The sequence below is a fragment of the Superficieibacter electus genome (assembly GCF_002915575.1).
GTDB classification, from domain to species: Bacteria; Pseudomonadota; Gammaproteobacteria; order Enterobacterales; family Enterobacteriaceae; genus Superficieibacter; species Superficieibacter electus.
This window is the reverse complement of record NZ_PQGD01000005.1, coordinates 50,728-68,309: the sequence shown is the minus strand read 5'-3', so window position 1 is coordinate 68,309 and position 17,582 is coordinate 50,728. Positions and strand designations below refer to the sequence as shown.

Annotated in this window: 17 protein-coding genes; 5 read left to right on the top strand and 12 right to left on the bottom strand. The window is 56.7% G+C overall.

Annotation, left to right across the window (positions count from 1 at the left end; genetic code table 11):
• The first annotated feature begins 1 nt into the window (after position 1).
• The 4 genes from CHU32_RS07120 to CHU32_RS07105 are packed head-to-tail and all read left to right on the top strand — an operon-like array spanning position 2 to position 3,561.
• Positions 2-1,165, top strand: a complete 1,164-nt coding sequence (locus tag CHU32_RS07120) for a mandelate racemase/muconate lactonizing enzyme family protein (RefSeq protein ID WP_103750817.1) — start codon at positions 2-4, stop codon at positions 1,163-1,165.
• The gene (locus CHU32_RS07115; protein WP_103674822.1) at positions 1,159-2,055 is read left to right on the top strand and encodes a dihydrodipicolinate synthase family protein; all 897 of its coding nucleotides are present in this window, start codon (positions 1,159-1,161) and stop codon (positions 2,053-2,055) included. Before CHU32_RS07120 ends, CHU32_RS07115 begins: the two co-directional genes overlap by 7 nt.
• Positions 2,052-2,945 carry a 2-dehydro-3-deoxygalactonokinase gene (locus CHU32_RS07110; RefSeq protein ID WP_103674821.1) on the top strand — a complete coding sequence of 298 codons (894 nt, stop codon included), beginning with the start codon at positions 2,052-2,054 and terminating at the stop codon, positions 2,943-2,945. Before CHU32_RS07115 ends, CHU32_RS07110 begins: the two co-directional genes overlap by 4 nt.
• Positions 2,935-3,561: a beta/alpha barrel domain-containing protein gene (locus CHU32_RS07105; RefSeq protein ID WP_103674820.1), complete on the top strand. Its 627-nt coding sequence runs from the start codon at positions 2,935-2,937 to the stop codon at positions 3,559-3,561. The genes CHU32_RS07110 and CHU32_RS07105 overlap by 11 nt, the downstream gene beginning before the upstream one ends.
• On the opposite strand, the gene CHU32_RS07100 is transcribed toward CHU32_RS07105, so the two are convergent.
• Entirely contained in the window at positions 3,508-4,200 is a 693-nt protein-coding gene (locus CHU32_RS07100; RefSeq protein ID WP_103674819.1) for a helix-turn-helix domain-containing protein, read from the bottom strand. The two genes, CHU32_RS07105 and CHU32_RS07100, sit on opposite strands and share 54 nt — an antisense overlap.
• 156 nt (positions 4,201-4,356) lie before the next feature.
• Between CHU32_RS07100 and CHU32_RS07095 the strand changes: the two genes are divergently transcribed.
• Positions 4,357-4,905 (top strand): sterol desaturase family protein, encoded by a 549-nt coding sequence (locus tag CHU32_RS07095; protein WP_103674818.1) that lies wholly within the window; start codon positions 4,357-4,359, stop codon positions 4,903-4,905.
• Here CHU32_RS07095 and crtB read toward each other — a convergent pair.
• The 11 genes from crtB to CHU32_RS07040 all read right to left on the bottom strand — a co-directional run bounded on the left by crtB (position 4,841) and on the right by CHU32_RS07040 (position 17,353).
• Positions 4,841-5,773 carry a 15-cis-phytoene synthase CrtB gene (gene crtB / locus CHU32_RS07090; protein WP_103674817.1) on the bottom strand — a complete coding sequence of 311 codons (933 nt, stop codon included), beginning with the start codon at positions 5,771-5,773 and terminating at the stop codon, positions 4,841-4,843. The two genes, CHU32_RS07095 and crtB, sit on opposite strands and share 65 nt — an antisense overlap.
• Positions 5,770-7,248, bottom strand: coding sequence for a phytoene desaturase (locus tag CHU32_RS07085; protein ID WP_103750816.1), 1,479 nt, complete (start codon positions 7,246-7,248; stop codon positions 5,770-5,772). Before CHU32_RS07085 ends, crtB begins: the two co-directional genes overlap by 4 nt.
• On the bottom strand, positions 7,241-8,416 hold the full coding sequence (gene crtY / locus CHU32_RS07080; protein WP_103674815.1) for a lycopene beta-cyclase CrtY: 1,176 nt from the start codon (positions 8,414-8,416) through the stop codon (positions 7,241-7,243). Before crtY ends, CHU32_RS07085 begins: the two co-directional genes overlap by 8 nt.
• Positions 8,395-9,684, bottom strand: a complete 1,290-nt coding sequence (locus CHU32_RS07075) for a glycosyltransferase (RefSeq protein ID WP_103674814.1) — start codon at positions 9,682-9,684, stop codon at positions 8,395-8,397. The genes crtY and CHU32_RS07075 overlap by 22 nt, the downstream gene beginning before the upstream one ends.
• On the bottom strand, positions 9,684-10,709 hold the full coding sequence (fni, locus tag CHU32_RS07070) for a type 2 isopentenyl-diphosphate Delta-isomerase (RefSeq protein WP_103674813.1): 1,026 nt from the start codon (positions 10,707-10,709) through the stop codon (positions 9,684-9,686). Before fni ends, CHU32_RS07075 begins: the two co-directional genes overlap by 1 nt.
• Positions 10,709-11,620, bottom strand: a complete 912-nt coding sequence (locus CHU32_RS07065; RefSeq protein WP_103674812.1) for a polyprenyl synthetase family protein — start codon at positions 11,618-11,620, stop codon at positions 10,709-10,711. The genes fni and CHU32_RS07065 overlap by 1 nt, the downstream gene beginning before the upstream one ends.
• Before the next feature lie 387 nt (positions 11,621-12,007).
• Complete coding sequence (locus CHU32_RS07060; RefSeq protein ID WP_103674811.1) at positions 12,008-13,171, bottom strand: alpha-hydroxy acid oxidase; 1,164 nt, start codon at positions 13,169-13,171, stop codon at positions 12,008-12,010.
• A gap of 61 nt (positions 13,172-13,232) precedes the next feature.
• Entirely contained in the window at positions 13,233-14,483 is a 1,251-nt protein-coding gene (locus CHU32_RS07055; protein WP_103674810.1) for a flavin-containing monooxygenase, read from the bottom strand.
• Between the two features lie 98 nt (positions 14,484-14,581).
• Positions 14,582-15,400 (bottom strand): ABC transporter permease, encoded by an 819-nt coding sequence (locus CHU32_RS07050; RefSeq protein WP_103674809.1) that lies wholly within the window; start codon positions 15,398-15,400, stop codon positions 14,582-14,584.
• A 1-nt stretch (position 15,401) separates the two neighbouring features.
• Entirely contained in the window at positions 15,402-16,256 is an 855-nt protein-coding gene (locus CHU32_RS07045) for an ABC transporter permease (RefSeq protein WP_103674808.1), read from the bottom strand.
• A 65-nt stretch (positions 16,257-16,321) separates the two neighbouring features.
• Positions 16,322-17,353 (bottom strand): polyamine ABC transporter substrate-binding protein, encoded by a 1,032-nt coding sequence (locus tag CHU32_RS07040; protein ID WP_103674807.1) that lies wholly within the window; start codon positions 17,351-17,353, stop codon positions 16,322-16,324.
• Between the last annotated feature and the right edge of the window lie 229 nt (positions 17,354-17,582).

Genomic DNA, 17,582 nt, shown 5'->3' with positions numbered 1-17,582 from the left:
GATGAAAATCAGCCATGTTGAATGCTTTCCTCTCAGGATCACACCAGAACAGGTGTATTTGGGCGGCAAGACGAATGAAGAAAAAACGGACTATTACTACCGTCCTGAATACCGCTGCGTTTATTCGCGCAAGATGGAAACCTGCCTTGTCAAAATCACCACCGACGAGGGTCATGTTGGCTGGGGGGAAGCGCTGGCACCAGTAGTACCGCAGGTAATTGCTGAATTAATTACCCACCTGTTCGCGCCGCTTCTGAAGGGGCAGTCGCCCTTCTCCAGCGCGGTGCTGAATTCGAGGATGTATGACGCCATGCGCGATCGCGGACACATTACCGGGTATCACATTGACGCCCTTGCGGCAGTGGATATCGCGTTGTGGGATCTCAAAGGCAAAATCCTCAATCAGCCGGTATATCAATTGTTGGGCGGCGCGTACCGCAACAACGTTCCATGCTATGTGTCTGGCCTGCCGGAACCCGACCTCGCCGCCCGCTGCGCGCTGGCAAAACGCTGGCAGGAAAAAGGCTTTACAGCGGTGAAACTGGCGCTGGGCTATGGCGTAAAAGAGGACATTATCAACGTCCGCGCCATCCGCGAGACGCTGGGTGAGGAGGCGGACATATTTCTCGACGCCCACTGGAATTACAGCGTCGCTCAGGCAGCGGATCTGGCCAACGCGCTACATCCGCTCGGGCTGGGCTTCCTCGAAGCGCCGCTGCTGCCGGAAGATATTGCCGGGCACCGCGAGCTGCGCGCCAAAAGCCCGGTTCCCGTCGCCCTCGGTGAAACGGAGCGCACCCGCTACCAGGTTAGGCCGTGTATTGAACAGCGCGCTGCCGACATCCTCCAGCCAGACGTGGGCCGTACCGGTATCAGCGAGCTGATGCATATTGCCGCGCTGGCGGAAACGTGGAATTTACAGGTCGCGCCGCATTTGAGCGTGGGATTAGGCCCGTGCATCGCCGCCTCGATCCACGTGGCGGCCGCCATTCCCAATCTTTTTATGCTGGAGTACCAGCCGCCGGTTTTTGCCATCGCCAATCAGTTGCTTAACACGCCACTGGTCTGCGAGCAGGGACATTATCAGCTGCCGCAGACGGCCGGGCTGGGGATCGATATAAACGAAGATCGCGTTCGCGAATCGCTAATGGAGACAACATGTTAAAAGGTAATGTGCCCATTCTGGCAACGGCATTTGATGACAATGGCGACGTGGATTTCGCCTCAATGGAACGACTGGTGACATTTTTGCTCGCTCAGGGCGTGGACGGGCTGGCACTGTTTGGCAATGCCTCCGAAGGCTATGCCCTGACCGGTGATGAGAAAGAGGCGCTGTTTGCCTGCGTGAAGCGTCTGACCGGCGATTTGCCGCTGGTCGCCGCGGCAGGTGGAGCCTCTTCTGCGGTGGCGATTGACGATATTCAGCGCGTCCGGCGCTGGGGCGCGCAGGTGGCGATGGTTAACCCGCCGTCGGTGGTCAAACCCGGGCCGGAAGAAATTTATCATTTCTGGCGCGATATCTGTCATGCCTGCGATATCGACATTATGATCCAGGATGCACCGCTGATGACCGGCGTCACTCTGCCCGTCCCCACGCTGGTAAAATTGTGCCAGGATTTTCCGTCCATCAAATACATTAAAGTTGAACAACCGCCGACCACGCTAAAAATCACCGCCCTGAAAAAGGCGCTCGGCGACAGCGTCGGCCTGTTTGGTGGCCTCAATGCCGGATTCCTGTATGAAGAGTTACGTCGGGGTATTATCGGCACCATGCCTGCCTGTGAATTTCCTGATGTCATTAACGCCCTATTACGCACCTGGCAGCGCGATCGCCGTGAGGCTCAGGCGTTGTTTTATCGCTATCTGCCCTTTCTGCGCTACGGCGTTCAGCCCGGCATCGGCGTGGCAGTGCATAAAACGGTGCTGCATCAGGCCGGGATATTTACCACCGACGTGGTGCGCGAACCAGCAAAACGCATTGACGAGGTGACGCGGGAAGAGTTGCGCGATCTGACCAATACCCTGCCGCTGGCGGCGCTGGAGGGGAGCCGATGAATTACATCGCCGTTGACTGGGGAACCAGCAATTTTCGCGCCATGCGCGTGCGCGATGGTGAGGTTACCCGCATCGTGCAGGACACCTGCGGCGTGGGCAAGTGCCAGCGTGAACGCCTTCCGGCGATCCTGCGTGAGCAATTACTTCGGCTTGGCGAGGCGTGGGATGAACATTTACCCGTGCTGCTGTGCGGCATGATCGGCAGCAATATCGGCATCGCCGACGCCGGATACCAGGAGCTGCCGCTCAGCTTTCGGGCATTAACCGGCAAAGGCCAGCCGCTGGAAGGCATTCTGCCCAACCCGCTGACGCTGCGCCCCGGCATCTGCGATCGCAGAAATAACGAAATTTGCCGGGGCGAGGAGATGCAACTGGCAGGCGCGCTTACCCTGAGTGACAGCACCACCTTCGCCGCCGTCGGCACCCACAGCAAATGGATGACGGTAGATCGCCAGCAGCAGCGCGTTGACAGTCTGCAAACGCTGATGACCGGCGAACTTTATCACCTGGTGCTGAATCATTCGGTGGTGGGTAAAGGCCTGCCCGCGCAGATGGCCTCCCCCGCCGCTTTTCTCGACGGCGTGGCGACGGCGCAGGCCATCGCCCGTCAGGAGAAAGCCCTGGTCAGCGAATTGTTCCGCTGCCGTGGCCGGTATATTCTCGGCGAACTGGAATCCTCTGCTGCCGGTTCGTGGCTTTCCGGCTTGCTCATTGGGCATGAAATTCTGACAGGCCATCCACGTAACGCCCCGGTGTGCTTTATTGGCAGCCCTGAGCTACTGAGCCACTATCGCAAGGCTTGTGAGGCGCTCAATCTCGCCTGCATGACGCTTGAGGCGGAAACCGCGCTGGTGGCCGGACTCAATGAGGTATTTCGCCATGACCACTGAACGCATCGTGGCGATTTTACGGGGCATCACGCCGCAGGAGTGCGTGGAGCAGGTCGCCTGCCTGCGGGATCATGGCATCACCACGGTGGAAATTACCACCAACTCCCCCGACTGGGCGATCAGCCTGCAACGCGTGCGCTCCGCCTTTGGCGACAGCGTGCAATCCGGCGCAGGAACCGTGTTAACACCCGCGCACGTAGATACCTGCGCTGCGGCAGGCGCGACCTTTATTCTGACGCCGAATCTTGACCCGCGCGTGGTCGATGCCGCTCAGCGTCGCGGTCTGCGCGTTTGCGCGGGCGTCTTTACCGCCAGTGAAATTTTCACCGCCTGTGAACTGGGTGTCGACGTCCTCAAAATCTTTCCCGCCGCCGCGCTGCCACCAGACTTTCCGCAGTTAATAAAAGGTCCGCTCTCTGCCCCGGCCCTGTTCTCTGCAGTAGGCGGGGTGAATAGTGGTAATGCGGCAGTCTACTTACGTCATTATGACAGTGTCGGGATTGGCTCATCGCTTTATCGCCCCGGCCAGCACGTTTCTGTTACCGCAGCGCGCTGTGCGGCATTACTGAACGACGGGGAAGGATTCCCCGCTGATTTTGCGGGCGGCAGAGACTAAAAACTGGCGCAGACTCTCGATATTCAACCGGTCGCCCTGAATATTGGACAGTGCAATGGCCGCCTGCATTCCTGGAATAATACAGGCCAGCCGATAATCATCAGGGCCATACGCTTTGCCAAAGACCTGATGATGTCTGGCCTCATCAATATCTTTTTTCAGCAGACGGTAGTCATGGATGCCGAGGCGTTCAATAATTTCTTCATCACTCATGGTAGAGAGCAATTTAATACCAATCACCGAATCCCGTACCGGGAAAGATTCGTAATTACCAATCGCGCGGGCAATGCTTTTTCCGCCGCGCGTATGCAGTAAATACACCACTTCCTTACCGCTTAACACACCGATCACGATAGACACTGAATGACTTCCGGTTTCTTCCAGCATCTCCAGTACCGCGGTGTAAAACGCCGAGTTATGAATTGCGCTGGCAGAAAGACGGTGTATGCCCATCCCGAGGCTGTATTTGCGTTTAGCATTTTGCTGCACCATTTCCAGCACCAGCAGGGTTTGCATCAGGCGAGTGACCTTCGCCGGGTCCAGATCCAGCATCCGGCCAATTTCCCGGATGCCGTAGGGGCGGGAGCCGGTGGCCAGCAGATTCAGACAGCGAAAAGCATCGTAAACGGTACTGTTCATAGGGCTCGCTTGTTAAGGAATTAACGGAAAACGTTGTCGTTATCATAACCTGTCAGACCAGCATTGTTAGCCGCAACAACAGGCAATAAGTCACGTTTTCCACAAAGACAGCTACTATTACGCATGTCGTTGGGAATGGCTTTAAGAGGAATGCCGATGCTCGTGCTGTGGAACATTTTAATCGTGCTGGCAACCGTTGCGGCGATGGAAATCATCGCCACGCTGGCGCATAAATATATTATGCACGGCTGGGGTTGGGGGTGGCATCTTTCTCATCATGAGCCGCGCACCGGCTGGTTTGAAGTTAACGATTTATATGCCGTGGTATTTGCCGTGCTGGCGATTGTACTGATTGCCGTGGGCACCGGCGGTGTCTGGCCGTTACAGTGGATCGGCGCAGGGATGACGCTGTACGGCGCGCTTTACTTTATGGTGCATGACGGCCTGGTACATCAGCGCTGGCCGTTTCGCTATGTCCCGCGCCGGGGTTACCTGAAACGGCTGTATATGGCGCATCGCCTGCATCATGCGGTGCGGGGTAAAGAAGACTGTGTGTCGTTCGGATTTCTTTATGCGCCGCCGGTTGAAAAATTACAGGCGACGCTGCGCCGCCGCAAACAAAAAATGCATGACGAGGCGCTTACCGCGCGGGACGCTGCCACAGACCAGCCGGACGCGGCGGTGAAGACGCCACGCGAGAACTGACTACCATGCCAGCGCCTTTCAGCAGCAGTGCCAGCTTTTCCGGCCGTGAAGTGCCCTGCCGGGTGTCCCAGGCACGAGCGCCTGCCGCCCTCACTTTAACGCCAATTTCACGATAGACCCCGTGCGCTGAAGCAATGGCCCAGGCTGAGCGCAACGGCAGCCCGGCGAGTCCCGCCCGGGCGGAGGCGTAATAAGGCTCGGCCTCTGCAACGAGCCGCTGCGCCACGCGGGCCAGCTTTTCACGCTGCTCAGGAGCGCCAGGCTGGTCGGGATCAATACCCTCAGCCGCCAGCCAGTCGGCCGGGAGATAACAGCGCCCTGCTTGCGCATCTTCCACAATGTCGCGGGCAATATTGGTCAACTGAAACGCCAGCCCTAAATCACAGGCCCGGTCCAGCACTGCCTCATCGCGCACGCCCATCACCCGCGCCATCATCAGCCCGACCACGCCCGCCACGTGATAGCAATAGCGCAGGGTATCCGCCAGCGTGTCATAGCGGGTTTCCCGCACATCCATCGCAAACCCTTCCAGATGATCAAAAGCCAGCCGCGGCGGGATTGCATGACGGATGGCCACCTCCTGAAAAGCGGCAAACGCAGGCTCGCTCATCGGCGCGCCGGAAAACGCGCGCTGCGTCTGCGTTTCCAGCATATTCAGCCGCTGTGATGCGCTAACGCCATCCTGTTCATGGGATGCAAACCCCAGCGTCTGACCATCAATCACATCATCGCAATAGCGGCACCATGCATAGAGCATGAGTGCGCTACGACGGGTAGAGGCATCAAACAGTTTCGCGGCGGTGGCAAAACTTTTTGAGCCTGCTGCCATGGTTTCAGTCGCATGGTCCATCAGGTTACTGTTGCTCATAACAGTGCCTCCAGCATCAGACCAGCCGTTGCTTTCGCCGAACCAATAACGCCGGGGATACCTGCGCCGGGATGCGTACCCGCCCCGACAAGATAAAGGTTTGGGATGTGGCTGTCGCGGTTATGCGGACGGAACCAGGCACTCTGTTGCAGGATCGGCTCAACCGAAAACGCCGACCCCAGATGCGCGCCAAGCTGGTCGCGAAAATCAAAGGGCGTAAACATGCGCTGTGTAACCAGTTGCTCACGCAGGCCCGGCATATAATGCTGTTCAAGGTAGGCAAAAATACGATCGCGCAGGCGCGGCCCTTCAACTGTCCAGTCGAGATTAGCCGTGCCCAAATGCGGCACGGGAGCCAGTACGTAATAGCTGCCGCATCCCGGCGGCGCAAGGGACGGATCGGTCACACAAGGCGCATGCAGATAAAGGGAAAAGTCTTCCGCCAGCGTCTCTTTAGTAAAAATATCCTCAATTAATTCTTTGTAGCGCGGACCAAAACAGACAGTGTGATGCGCCAGTTGGCTGTGATGGTGGTTCAGGCCAAAATAGAGCACAAACAGCGAGTTGCTCATACGTTTACGTTTCAAAGACCTTGTCCGCGCCGCGCCAACGGGGTGGTGCCCCAACCATTTTTCATAGGTATGCACCACATCGGCGTTAGAGGCGACCGCCAGGGTTTCGATGCGTCGGCCATCCTCAAGCTCAACAGCCTTTATCCGTGAACCGTCCACCTCCAGACGGGTGACTTGCGCGTTCAGCTCCAGCGTGCCGCCCAGATCCTGAAACAGTCTGACCAGCCCCTCGACCAGCGCGCCAGTGCCGCCACGGGCAAACCAGACGCCCCATTCCCGCTCCAGCGCATGAATGAGTGAATAAATTGACGAGGTCGCAAACGGGTTGCCGCCCACCAGCAGGGTATGAAACGAAAACGCCTGGCGCAGTTGTTCATTCTTGATGAATTTCGACACCATACCGTAAACGCTACGCCAGGCCTGTAGCTGTGCCAGTTTAGGCCCGGCGCGCAGCATATCGCGAAACGATAAAAACGGTACCGCCCCGAGCTTAAGATATCCTTCTTCAAAAACGGCACGCGAATAAGCATGAAAACGGCGGTAGCCTTCGACATCTTCAGGGTTAAAACGTCGTATCTGCGCTTCCAGCCGCTCCTGATGGTTATCATAATCAAACACCTCGCCGGTTTCCCAGCACAGGCGATAAAACGGTGTAACCGGCAGCAGGTCGACATAATCTGCCATACGCTTGCCGGCAAGCGTAAAAAGCGCTTCAATCGCACTCGGATCGGTGATCACCGTGGGGCCAGCGTCAAATGTAAATCCCTCGTCCTGATAAACATAGGCGCGCCCGCCCGGCTTATCGCGCTGTTCAAGTAGCAGCACGGGGACGCCGCTGGCCTGAAGACGAATGGCCAGGGCGAGACCGCCGAAACCAGCACCAATGACTACTGTTTTACTCATCGTGGAACGCTCGCAGCCGGGAAGAAAGTTTGAGCGCGGCCCGCACGGCTTCCCCCACCGGTACCGGTGGTTTTCCCGTCAGGATACGCGCCATGTCAGCCAGCCTGAGCTGGCCGGCGTAAAATCGGGCGATGAGCCCATCGTCTAAGCGGTAGAAACGCTGCATGACCTGCCAGCGCCGGTCAGGTCGCCCGGCGAGAAACAGCATGCGGTTGAGCAGGCGAAAAAAACGCTGTCTGCGCCACTGGTAACGCGCCGTCTGCTCAATCAAATGAAATAACGCGGTGGCGCTGAGATCCGGTTGTCCGGCAATGCGCTCGGCAAGCTGGGCCGCCTGCGGCAGGGAATAGCCGGTTGTGGCATGAAACAGCCCTGCCCGCAGACCGCTACAGGGCTGTGCCGTATGCGCATGCCAGAACGCACGGATATCTCCGGCAAGCGTAATGGGCAAATTACCCTGCTCTTCCCGCACCAGTTGCGCCAGCCGCCATCCCTGCCGCTGGGCGTAATGCTGAATATGTGTCGCAGCCCGGGCGGTATCCAGGCTGGCGCGATCGATATAATGGGTATCTTCAATTAACAGTTCAGTGGGTGAGACAGGCAGCGTGTAGACAAACCGATAACCCGCGCTCTGATCGACTGTTGCATCCATTAAAATAGGGCGCGTCAGACCGTGCGGCTGGCTGAGCTGCCACTGCTGGCCTAAAAAAGCCTGACAGCCGGCGACCAGGTGCTTACCAGGACGATAACCACGGCCGTCGATCACCGCCGTCGCGGCAAACGTTCGCCCGTCGTCCAGCGTGACCGTTTCCGGCGTCAGGCTGAGCGCAGAAACCCCGGTCAATAGCTGCTCGCCCAGCGCGTCGGTGATGACGTCGGCAAAACGCTCTGACGTCACGCTAACGTAGTCACCGGGCAGGGTGCGGTTGAGCGCCGGAAAACGGACGTCATAGCCCGACCAACGGTAGGCGACCAGCGGGGCCAGCCAGCGATGCTGTTCAGGCGAGAGATCCTGCTGATGAAACGACCAGGTATGGTTGCCGCCAGGCTGCGCGCCCGCCTCCAGCATGAGCAGCCGTAATTCAGGCCGTAGCTGGCGCAGCCGCAGGGCAATTAACCCGTTTGCCAGCCCACCGCCGACGAGGATCAGATCCCACTGTTGCTGCATTGCACCCTCCCTGTCAGCACTGGCTGCCGGGTGGTCAGGGCCTGCTCGACGATTTGCGCGGCCCGCAGCGCACCACCCGCCTGATGCAACGCGGGCTGCATGGCAGTCAGTCGCTGACGGTAGATCGGGTTATTCAGTAACTCATCGAGATGTCCGCAGAGCGTAGGGTGACTGGCGTAGCGTGAAGCGCGGCGACCGATCCCGCTGTACACTACGCGCGCAGCCACGCCCGGCTGGTCAAACCCGAGCGGAATGGCAAGCACTGGCGTCACACTGGCTATCGCATCCATTACGGTGTTCAGCCCGCCGTGCGTGATCACGGCCTGCGCCTGACGTAGTATTGCAGGCTGATCCGTGAAGTCGACGGTGCTGGTCCCTTCGTCATTCAGTCGCGCGATCCGCCCCGGGCTCAGCCCGCCGCAGTGGGCAATCAGTAACCGCACGCCACGTTGACGACACGCGCGGGCGATGGTACGAAATAAGCGGTAGCGATGACCCTGTAGTGTGCCAAGTGACGCGAAGACCAGCGGCTTACCGTCCTGCACGTCCACAGGCATGGAAATCATTTGCTCAGGGGAACGTAGCGGCCCCACCGCATGAAAACACGCGGGTAACTGGCGAGGAAAATCAAAACCCGCAATTGTCTGGCTAATTTGCGCCAGCGATGAGAGACAGTCGTGTAATCCGCGGCGTTCACCCAGCCCAAAGGCGGCGGCATAGCGCGTAATGACGTTATTATGCTGACGCATGAGGAGATCATATACCCGCCTGCTGGAGCGATAGATTTTTTTGCTGCGCGCATCGCTGGCATAGTTAAACGGCATCACGGGCAGGGGAATGGTTTCATCACGGTTGACGGGCAGCGCACAGGCGACGGAGACAAACGGCATACCCAGGCTGTCCGCGACCAGTCCCCCGGCGGCTTCCATCTCATCGGCAATCACCCCATCAGCGCCGATGTTCTCCAGCGCCGCGGGAAGCTCGCGGCACAGCATTGAGGTCGTTTGCGCCAGATCGTTAATCAGATGAAAAATACCTGCACCTGCGGGCCGGGCAGCCAGTGCTAACGTGCGCGCCAGACTTCCTGGAGGGTGACTCTGTTGACCCACGGTGTAAAACGCAATGCGTTCGTCGCGCAGTAATGCGCAGGCGTCCGCCTGATGAATAAAGGTAATGCGGTGCCCGCGCGCTATCATCTGCTGGGCTAACGCCTCCAGCGCCCGGACATGACTATAAAAAGGTGGGGCCACGACCGCAAAATGGCCCATTACACGTGCACCATCGTTGCCTGACGAAGCTGTTCCACGCTGCCGCTGCCAGTGCAAAAGCAGGCGATACGTAGCTGATCGATAATAATCTGAAAGTGTTCAACAACAGATTCAACAGAAGATGTTGCGCTTGTCAGCACACCTGCCGCCTGACTTACCAGGCTGGCTCCCAGGCGTAGCGCTTTTGCCACATCAATACCGTCCGCAATCCCGCCTGAGGCGATGAGTTGCGCCTGCGGTAGTGCCTGATGCAGCGCAAGCAGCGCCTGCGCTGTAGGAATGCCCCAGTCAGAGAAAGCCATCGCCACCGCACGGTCGTGCAGCGTCTTCGCGCGCTCCCCCTCTACGGCCGCCCAACTGGTGCCGCCAGCGCCGGCAACATCCAGCATGGCGACACCGGCTTGCATCAGTTGACGCGCAACCGGAACAGACAATCCGGCCCCGACTTCTTTGATGATAATCGGGACCGGCAGGGCTTTTACGGTGCGCTCAATCGCATTAAGCACGCCACACCAGTCCCGGTCACCGTTACGTTGTAAAGCTTCCTGTAACGGATTGAGGTGTATGATCAGCGCGTCGGCATCAATCATGTCAACCGCCCGGCGGGCATAGTCGAGACCTTTACGAGAGGCAATCTGCGCCGCGCCCAGATTTGCCAGTAGTACAATGTCTGGTGCGAACTGGCGTAGCTCGCGGGTCAGCCCGCTATTAATGTCGCTTTCCAGTGCTACCCGCTGCGATCCCACCCCCATCGCCAGCCCCAGGAGTTGCGCCGCTTCTGCCAGGTGACGGTTGATCGCCGCTGCCCTGCTGGCTCCGCCGGTCATCGATCCGATAAGCAACGGTGCATTGAGCGTTTTGCCAAACAGTGAGCTGCGAAGATCAATGTCATCCAGACACATTTCGGGCATCGCGCAATGGTCAAAGCGCCACCGCTCAAACCCCGTCGAGCATTTTTTCACCTGTGCCGTCGGGTTTAAAACAATGTCCAGATGATCGTTTTTACGTTGAATCAAATCCTTCATCAGCACTCCGGTAAAGACCAGTCCAGACCAAACATCGTCTTTTGTTTATCAAACCAGACCCGCATAAACCGCCGTGTAGACTGACCCTGGTTGCAGGCGATTGCCAGATGTTCATCGGCGCTGCGTAAATGTTCGCATAGCCGCTGATGTACGGCATCAACGCCCAGCATTTCTACCAGCGTTGATTTGCCGCTATCCTGATTAATATCTTTACCGGTGCCGCTCACCCCATCACTTAAATCGTCCATCAGTTGAAAAACCAGCCCCAGGTCCTGCGCAAAGCAGCGCAGACGCTGACGTGCGTGCACAGACGCATCGGCAACGATCGCCGCCATTTGTAACGTAGCATCAAATAAACGGCTGGTTTTGAGGTCGTTGGTCAATAAAATGGCTTCGGCACTACGCGCCTGACGCCCTTCCACAAGATCGCGATATTGCCCCTGGACCAGGCCCTGCATCCCTACCGCAGTGGAAAGCTCGGTGACCACCTGCGTTTTAAACGCGTGCGGCAGCGACTGCGCTTCTGCCACCACGCCGAAGGCCCGGCTAAGCAGCCCGATTGCCGCAAGGATAGCGACGCTTTCACCATACTGCCGATGGATCGTGGGCATTCCGCGACGCTGCATGGCATTATCCATGCAAGGAATATCATCCAGCATCAATGAAGCGGCATGGATCATTTCCACCGCACACGCCAGATCGAGAAGGCCGGGCTTATCAGGATCACACCCTAAATCTTTAGCGGTGAGCAGCAGCAAAAGTGGGCGTATTCGCTTTCCCGCCGCCAGTGTGCCTTCTCGCATCGCCTCACCGACCCGATCCTGCTGATTGCCGACGGGTAATAACTGCTCCAGACGTTGTTGCAACGCAACGCGCAACGCCTGCATCTCTTGTTCGTAATCTACATTCATTTCTGCGGCTACTTACTTATCGACAGGTTACTGGAGGACACGTTTAGCGCATCACAGCGTCTGCTGTACTGGCCGGGACAACATTGTGTTCAAAGCCGCATAACCGCGTACTCTGCTTTCCAGATGGTGTCTGCAAAGCGTAGCGCAACATTGTGGAATTTTCTTTGGTGGGGCAATAACGGACAGAATACACGGGAAAATGGACGCGGTGTTTACTCGTTATATGACAAGTCTGTCCCCGACAGATAAACAGAAAAGAGCGAAAACCTCACGGCCTCGTCAGACAGGCAAATCATGAAAGGGGATGCTGCTCATGGGATGGGCTGAACCGGCTGTCAGTGCTACCGGTTTAAAATGAGTCAGGCCCGGCAGTGTTTCACTGCCGGGTCAAATCACGCCGTTAAACATTGTCGGGCTGCGACGCAGGATACCTGCGTCAACCGAAGCAACGCTGGTCCTGCCACAAAATGCCATCGATAAATCGAATTCATTACGGATGATATTGAGCGCCAGGGTCACGCCTTCCTCGCCCAGCGCCCCCAGTCCATACAAAATGCTGCGCCCGATATAGGTTCCCTTCGCCCCCAGCGCAATTGCCTTCAGTACATCCTGCCCACAACGAATACCGCCATCGAAATGAACTTCAATTTGCCTGCCGACTGCCGCGACAATCTCCGGCAACAGAGTAATGGATGACGACACGCCATCCAGCTGACGCCCGCCATGATTGGAGACAATCAGCGCATCCGCACCTGCCGCGACTGCCAGACGCGCATCTTCCACATCCATAATGCCCTTAACGATCAACGTACCGCCCCAGCGCCGTTTAATCCACTCGATATCCTGCCAGGAGAGGCCAGGATCAAATTGCTGCGCTGTCCACTCCACCATGGCATTGATATTATCAACACCGCTGGCATGCCCAATAATATTGCCAAAGTTACGATGCCGGGTGGCGAGCATAGTGCGGCACCAGCGCGGTTTAGTGGCAATGTTAAGCAGATTACGCAGCGTCATTTTTGGCGGCGTCGACAGGCCGTTTTTGATGTCTTTATGGCGTTGACCAAATACCTGGAGATCCATCGTCACGACCAGCGCTTTACAGTTCGCGGCTTTCGCGCGATCGATAAGACTGGCGACAAACTGACGATCGCGCATGACGTAGAGCTGGAACCAGAACGGATGATAATCCGTCGCCTGCGCCACGGTTTCAAGCGAACAAATACTCATGGTAGAAAGCGTAAAGGGGATGCCGAATTTTTTCGCCGCACGAGCCGCAAGGATTTCACCGTCTGGATGGATCATGCCGGTTAATCCGGTGGGCGCGATCGCCACGGGCATCGTCACGTGTTGTCCCGCCATCACGCTAGCCGTACTGCGCGCGGTAATATCCACCGCCACGCGCTGGCGGAATTCAAGGCGACGTAAATCGGCTTCATTAGCGCGATAGCTATATTCGCTCCAGGAGCCGGCATCCACATAGTCATAAAACATTTTTGGCACCCGCTTACGCGCCAGTTGCCGTAACTCTTCAATACAGGTAATGGTCATATCAGTTATCCAGTAACAGAGGGCACAATAACGATGATTTAGCCATGCCGGTAATGAAAAATCAGGGCTTCAGGTAATCGGTATAGGCGTTCTGCAAAACAATATGATCGGCAATATATTTCGCATCATGCCATACGCCATAAATAAAGGATGATGCACGATTGACAAGATTTGGCAGGCCGAGAAAATAAATACCGCGTTCAGCGGAAATACCGCGCTTATGGAACGGCAGACCTTTTTCGTCGAAAGCATCAACCTGTAACCAGCTAAAATCAAATTTAAAACCGGTCGCCCAGATAATAGTGGTAATACCTGCCGCGGCGATATCTAGTCGCATCAGCGGATTGCGCAGACATTCAGGGTCCGGCAATAGCTCCCACGCCTGAGGCTCCGGCGGCAAATCCAGCCCGTTGCGTTCAATGTAAGCATCCGCATCGCGCAGCACGTCAAAGTAAGCTTTATCGCCCGCAGCGATATTTTCAGCCAGCCCGTCGGCAAAGCTCAGCACACCGTTATCCCAGCTTTTGGTGATGCCGACCAGCGTAATGCCCATATGCGCCAGGCGGCGGAAATCCACGGTTTTCCCCCCTTCATAACCGCTCACTGCAAAGGCCACGTGCTCTTTCTTCGGCTTAATTTTCACCTCATCCCACAGACCGAGCGCGCCAAGCCACCAGCAATAATCACGGTTGCGGTAAGCGCGCGGCGGACGATAATGTTCGCCCACCGACAGATACACCTCCCGGCCCGATTTACGCAGCTCTTCGGCTATTTGCGTCCCCGACGCGCCCGCCCCTACCACCAGCACGCCGCCTGCGGGCAACTGCTGGGGATTTTTGTAGACAGAAGAGTGGATCTGTTGCACCCCGGCGTCTGGCGGCACGATCTGCGGAAATGACGGTTTCTGGAACGGGCCGGTCGCGGCCACCACATTATCGGCTTCAAATTCACCGGCAGAAGTGACGACTTTGAACCCGCTGCGCCCTGCCAGACGTGTCACCTGCTGCACCTCAACGCCGGTGCGTACCGGCGCATTAAGCATTTTTGCATAGTCTTCGAAATACTGCGCCATGCGTTCTTTTGGCGGGAAGGCTTCCTGAGAAATATTGTCAAATTTCAGCGACGGAAAACGGTCGTGCCAGGCTGGGCCATTTGCCACCAGTGAATCCCAGCGTTCAGAGCGCCAGCGCTCCGCAATACGGCTGCGCTCCAGGACAACATGGGGCACGCCCATCAGCGCCAGATGTTCACTCATGGCAATACCGGCCTGACCTGCGCCGACAATAACGGTATTTATTTTTTCTACTGACATGTTGAACCCCTAAATATAAGCGCCGCACTATTTTCATCAGGTGGCGTATTAATGATAATCAGGCTTATTAAATGCAAAATACATTGATGCACTAGTTATTAATGTCTGGCTTCGACATTTAATATTTTACCGAGACCTAAAAATTTATTGGCAATCACTAACATTGTTGCGGTAACAGCAATATAGATAACCGACAAGGCTGCCAGCGTCGGATCGGCAAATTCACGCACGTAGTTATACATCGCTACCGGTAAGGTCTGTGTTGCCTGGGTCGTAATAAACAACGAGGCGGTAAATTCATTAAAGGAGAGGATCGCGGCAAACAGCCAGCCGCCAAACAGGCCCGGTAAAATTAGCGGCACGGTGATGGTCCATACTACGCGCAGTGGCGAGGCACCGAGGCTTGCCGCCGCCAGTTCAATACGCTGTTCAAGGTTTTTTAGCGACACATACACGCTGCGCAGCACAAACGGCAGTACCAGCACGATGTGGCAGAAAATCACCAGCGGATAACCGCGCCCGAGGTTGAGCTGCGACACCAGCATCAGCAGCCCCAGACCAATAGTGAAGTGCGGGATAAACAGCGGCGACAGCAGAATGCCTTCCAGCACCTGTTTACACGGGAAGGAATAGCGTTCAATGGCAATCGCCAGCGTGGCACCGATGATCACCGCCAGCGACGATGCCCAGGCAGTGACAATCAGCCCGGAAAAGAAACCGTGGCGAAAATCATCGTAACTTACCGCCCGCTCAAACCAGCGCAGCGACCAGCCTTTCGGCGGAAAGAACAGCACGGAGGTACTGCTGAACGAGGAGATAAATACCACAATCGTCGGCAGCATCACAAAGATCAGAATAGCGGCGACCAGCAGGCGGCCCGCCAGCGTCGTCAGTTTATCGCTCATCGAACGGGTCATATCAGTGCTCCCCCATCGCGTTCAGGAATCGGGTCATACGTTTCAGCGCCAGCAGCAGCAAAACGGTCAGGATCAACCCGGCGATGCTCAGCGCGGCGGCAAACGGGAAGTTCATCGACGAGAAACCCAGTTGATAAACCATGGTTGCTACGGTGCTGACGCGCCCGCCGCCAATCAGTTGCGGCGTGGCGAAAGCGCTAAAGGTCCAGGCAAAAGCAGTCGTCAGACTGGCGATAATGCCGGGAATGGACAGCGGGATCGTCACGGTCAGCAAGGTGCGAACCGGGCCTGCGCCAAGGCTGGCGGCGGCTTTCTCATAATCCGGGTTGATGTGCGACAAGGCGGTCGCCAGCATCAGTACCATGATTGGCATGGTGACGTGTACCAGCGCCAGCACCACACCGGTCTGGGTAAACATAAATTGAACCGGCGTTGAGATGATGCCGGTTGCCAGCAGCAAACTGTTCAGAAAGCCGCTGTTACCCAGCACGATAATCCATGAATAGGTGCGCACCACTTCACCGAGAAACAATGGCGTAATGGCGATGATCAAAATCGTGGATTTGATCCACGTCGTGCGGGTACGCACCAGCGCATACGCCAGTGGGTAGCTCATCAACAGGCCAAAGATAGCGGTTTTGGCGCTCAGCATGACCGTGTTAATAAAAGCATCGGCGTAGATGCTTTTGAACAGTCCAGCGAAGTTCGCCAGCGTCAATCCGCCTACGTCGAGCGAGCCGGGAACATAGGCGCGCACGCTAAACTGCATGACTGCGAACATCGCGACAACCAGTCCAGTGGCGGTCAGGATGGCGGGAACAATGAACCAGGGTAAAAATGTCGGTTTTCTCGTCATAGACGTTGCTGCCTGAATAAGAAGTTGCCGGTAGAACCAGGGCGACCCGCAAGCCGCCCGGAAGATCAATGAGACATGATGTTTTCAGAGAACCACTGACGCCACTCCGCGGTTTTCTCGGCACGCAGTTGCGGATCGGTATTGATGGTGGCGTTCCACTGCTCAGGCGTGGTCAGCATACCCGGCAGTTTCGCCAGTTCAGGATCGATATGGGCGTTGGTGACCGTTGGACTACCGTGATAAATCTTCGCCACCTGCTCCTGAATTTCAGGCTTCAGGGCGATATTCATAAACTTATACGCAAGATCGGCGTGCTTAGTGCCTTTGTTGATCCCGAGGGTATCAACGCCCAAAATCGCGCCCTCTTTCGGTATCACCAGTTTGACGTCTACCCCTTCGGCCATCATGTTGTAAGCGTTCATCGATAGCATGACCTGTACCGGCGTTTCGCCTGTGGAGATCAGTTGCTGGCTGTTAGCATCGTCGGTATAGAAGGATTTGATATTCGGGATCAGCGCTTTCATCTTCGCCTGCCCCTGCTGCCAGTGTGCCGCATCGCTGCCGGAGAGTTTGGCGGAAACCGCGATGATATGGCTCGGGTCCCAGTCCGGCAGCGCCAGCGTCCCTTTCAGCTCCGGCTTCCACAGATCGTTCCAGCTCTCAAAGGTCGTGCCTTTTGGCACCAGGTCCGGACGATAGCCGATAGTGTAAACGTAGCCCCATACGCCGAGGTGATAGGGGCTGACTTTGGCCTGCTGCACCAGATTCGCGGCATTCGGCAGTTTGCTCATATCGAGTTTTTCAAACAGGCCAGAGTTAGCATACAGATAGCCCACATGCGCCGTGGTAAAGGTCACGTCGGTTTCAGGTGAGCCGCCTGCCAGCTTCGCTTTGTTGAGACGATCGATGGTGCCGCCGGTGACAAACTGCACTTCTACGCCGGTTTCTTTGGTGAACTCTTTGGCAATGGTCTCATCAATCAGATCTTTAAAACCGCCGCCCCAGGTGCTGACAATCAGCTTGTCAGCCGCCATCGCATTTCCGGCGCTCAGTACGCTGGTAGTCAACAACGTTAAGGCACAAATCTTACGCAACATATTCTCATCCCCATGTATGAAATGGCTGTTGTAGCAATCTGAAACCCGGCGCGCCCGGACGGTGCAAACGGTGTTCCCTGGTGTGAAATCGATAATGCCGTGGTCAGGTGATGGCGTAAAACAGCCTTTTCCTCGTCCTTGCATCAGGATTTCTGATGCTAAAAAAGCGCGGCTTTGCAACGGATTTTCTAAACCCGTAGTGAGGCGCGCGCGAAGAGTAACCGCACTC

Excerpts from the sequence above, each read along its gene's own strand:
- CHU32_RS07120 (WP_103750817.1), top strand. The coding sequence starts at position 2 with ATGAAAATCAGCCATGTTGAATGCTTTCCTCTCAGGATCACACCAGAA.
- CHU32_RS07115 (WP_103674822.1), top strand. The coding sequence starts at position 1,159 with ATGTTAAAAGGTAATGTGCCCATTCTGGCAACGGCATTTGATGACAAT.
- CHU32_RS07110 (WP_103674821.1), top strand. The coding sequence starts at position 2,052 with ATGAATTACATCGCCGTTGACTGGGGAACCAGCAATTTTCGCGCCATG.
- CHU32_RS07105 (WP_103674820.1), top strand. The coding sequence starts at position 2,935 with ATGACCACTGAACGCATCGTGGCGATTTTACGGGGCATCACGCCGCAG.
- CHU32_RS07100 (WP_103674819.1), bottom strand. The coding sequence starts at position 4,200 with ATGAACAGTACCGTTTACGATGCTTTTCGCTGTCTGAATCTGCTGGCC.
- CHU32_RS07095 (WP_103674818.1), top strand. The coding sequence starts at position 4,357 with ATGCTCGTGCTGTGGAACATTTTAATCGTGCTGGCAACCGTTGCGGCG.
- crtB (WP_103674817.1), bottom strand. The coding sequence starts at position 5,773 with ATGAGCAACAGTAACCTGATGGACCATGCGACTGAAACCATGGCAGCA.
- CHU32_RS07085 (WP_103750816.1), bottom strand. The coding sequence starts at position 7,248 with ATGAGTAAAACAGTAGTCATTGGTGCTGGTTTCGGCGGTCTCGCCCTG.
- crtY (WP_103674815.1), bottom strand. The coding sequence starts at position 8,416 with ATGCAGCAACAGTGGGATCTGATCCTCGTCGGCGGTGGGCTGGCAAAC.
- CHU32_RS07075 (WP_103674814.1), bottom strand. The coding sequence starts at position 9,684 with ATGGGCCATTTTGCGGTCGTGGCCCCACCTTTTTATAGTCATGTCCGG.
- fni (WP_103674813.1), bottom strand. The coding sequence starts at position 10,709 with ATGAAGGATTTGATTCAACGTAAAAACGATCATCTGGACATTGTTTTA.
- CHU32_RS07065 (WP_103674812.1), bottom strand. The coding sequence starts at position 11,620 with ATGAATGTAGATTACGAACAAGAGATGCAGGCGTTGCGCGTTGCGTTG.
- CHU32_RS07060 (WP_103674811.1), bottom strand. The coding sequence starts at position 13,171 with ATGACCATTACCTGTATTGAAGAGTTACGGCAACTGGCGCGTAAGCGG.
- CHU32_RS07055 (WP_103674810.1), bottom strand. The coding sequence starts at position 14,483 with ATGTCAGTAGAAAAAATAAATACCGTTATTGTCGGCGCAGGTCAGGCC.
- CHU32_RS07050 (WP_103674809.1), bottom strand. The coding sequence starts at position 15,400 with ATGACCCGTTCGATGAGCGATAAACTGACGACGCTGGCGGGCCGCCTG.
- CHU32_RS07045 (WP_103674808.1), bottom strand. The coding sequence starts at position 16,256 with ATGACGAGAAAACCGACATTTTTACCCTGGTTCATTGTTCCCGCCATC.
- CHU32_RS07040 (WP_103674807.1), bottom strand. The coding sequence starts at position 17,353 with ATGTTGCGTAAGATTTGTGCCTTAACGTTGTTGACTACCAGCGTACTG.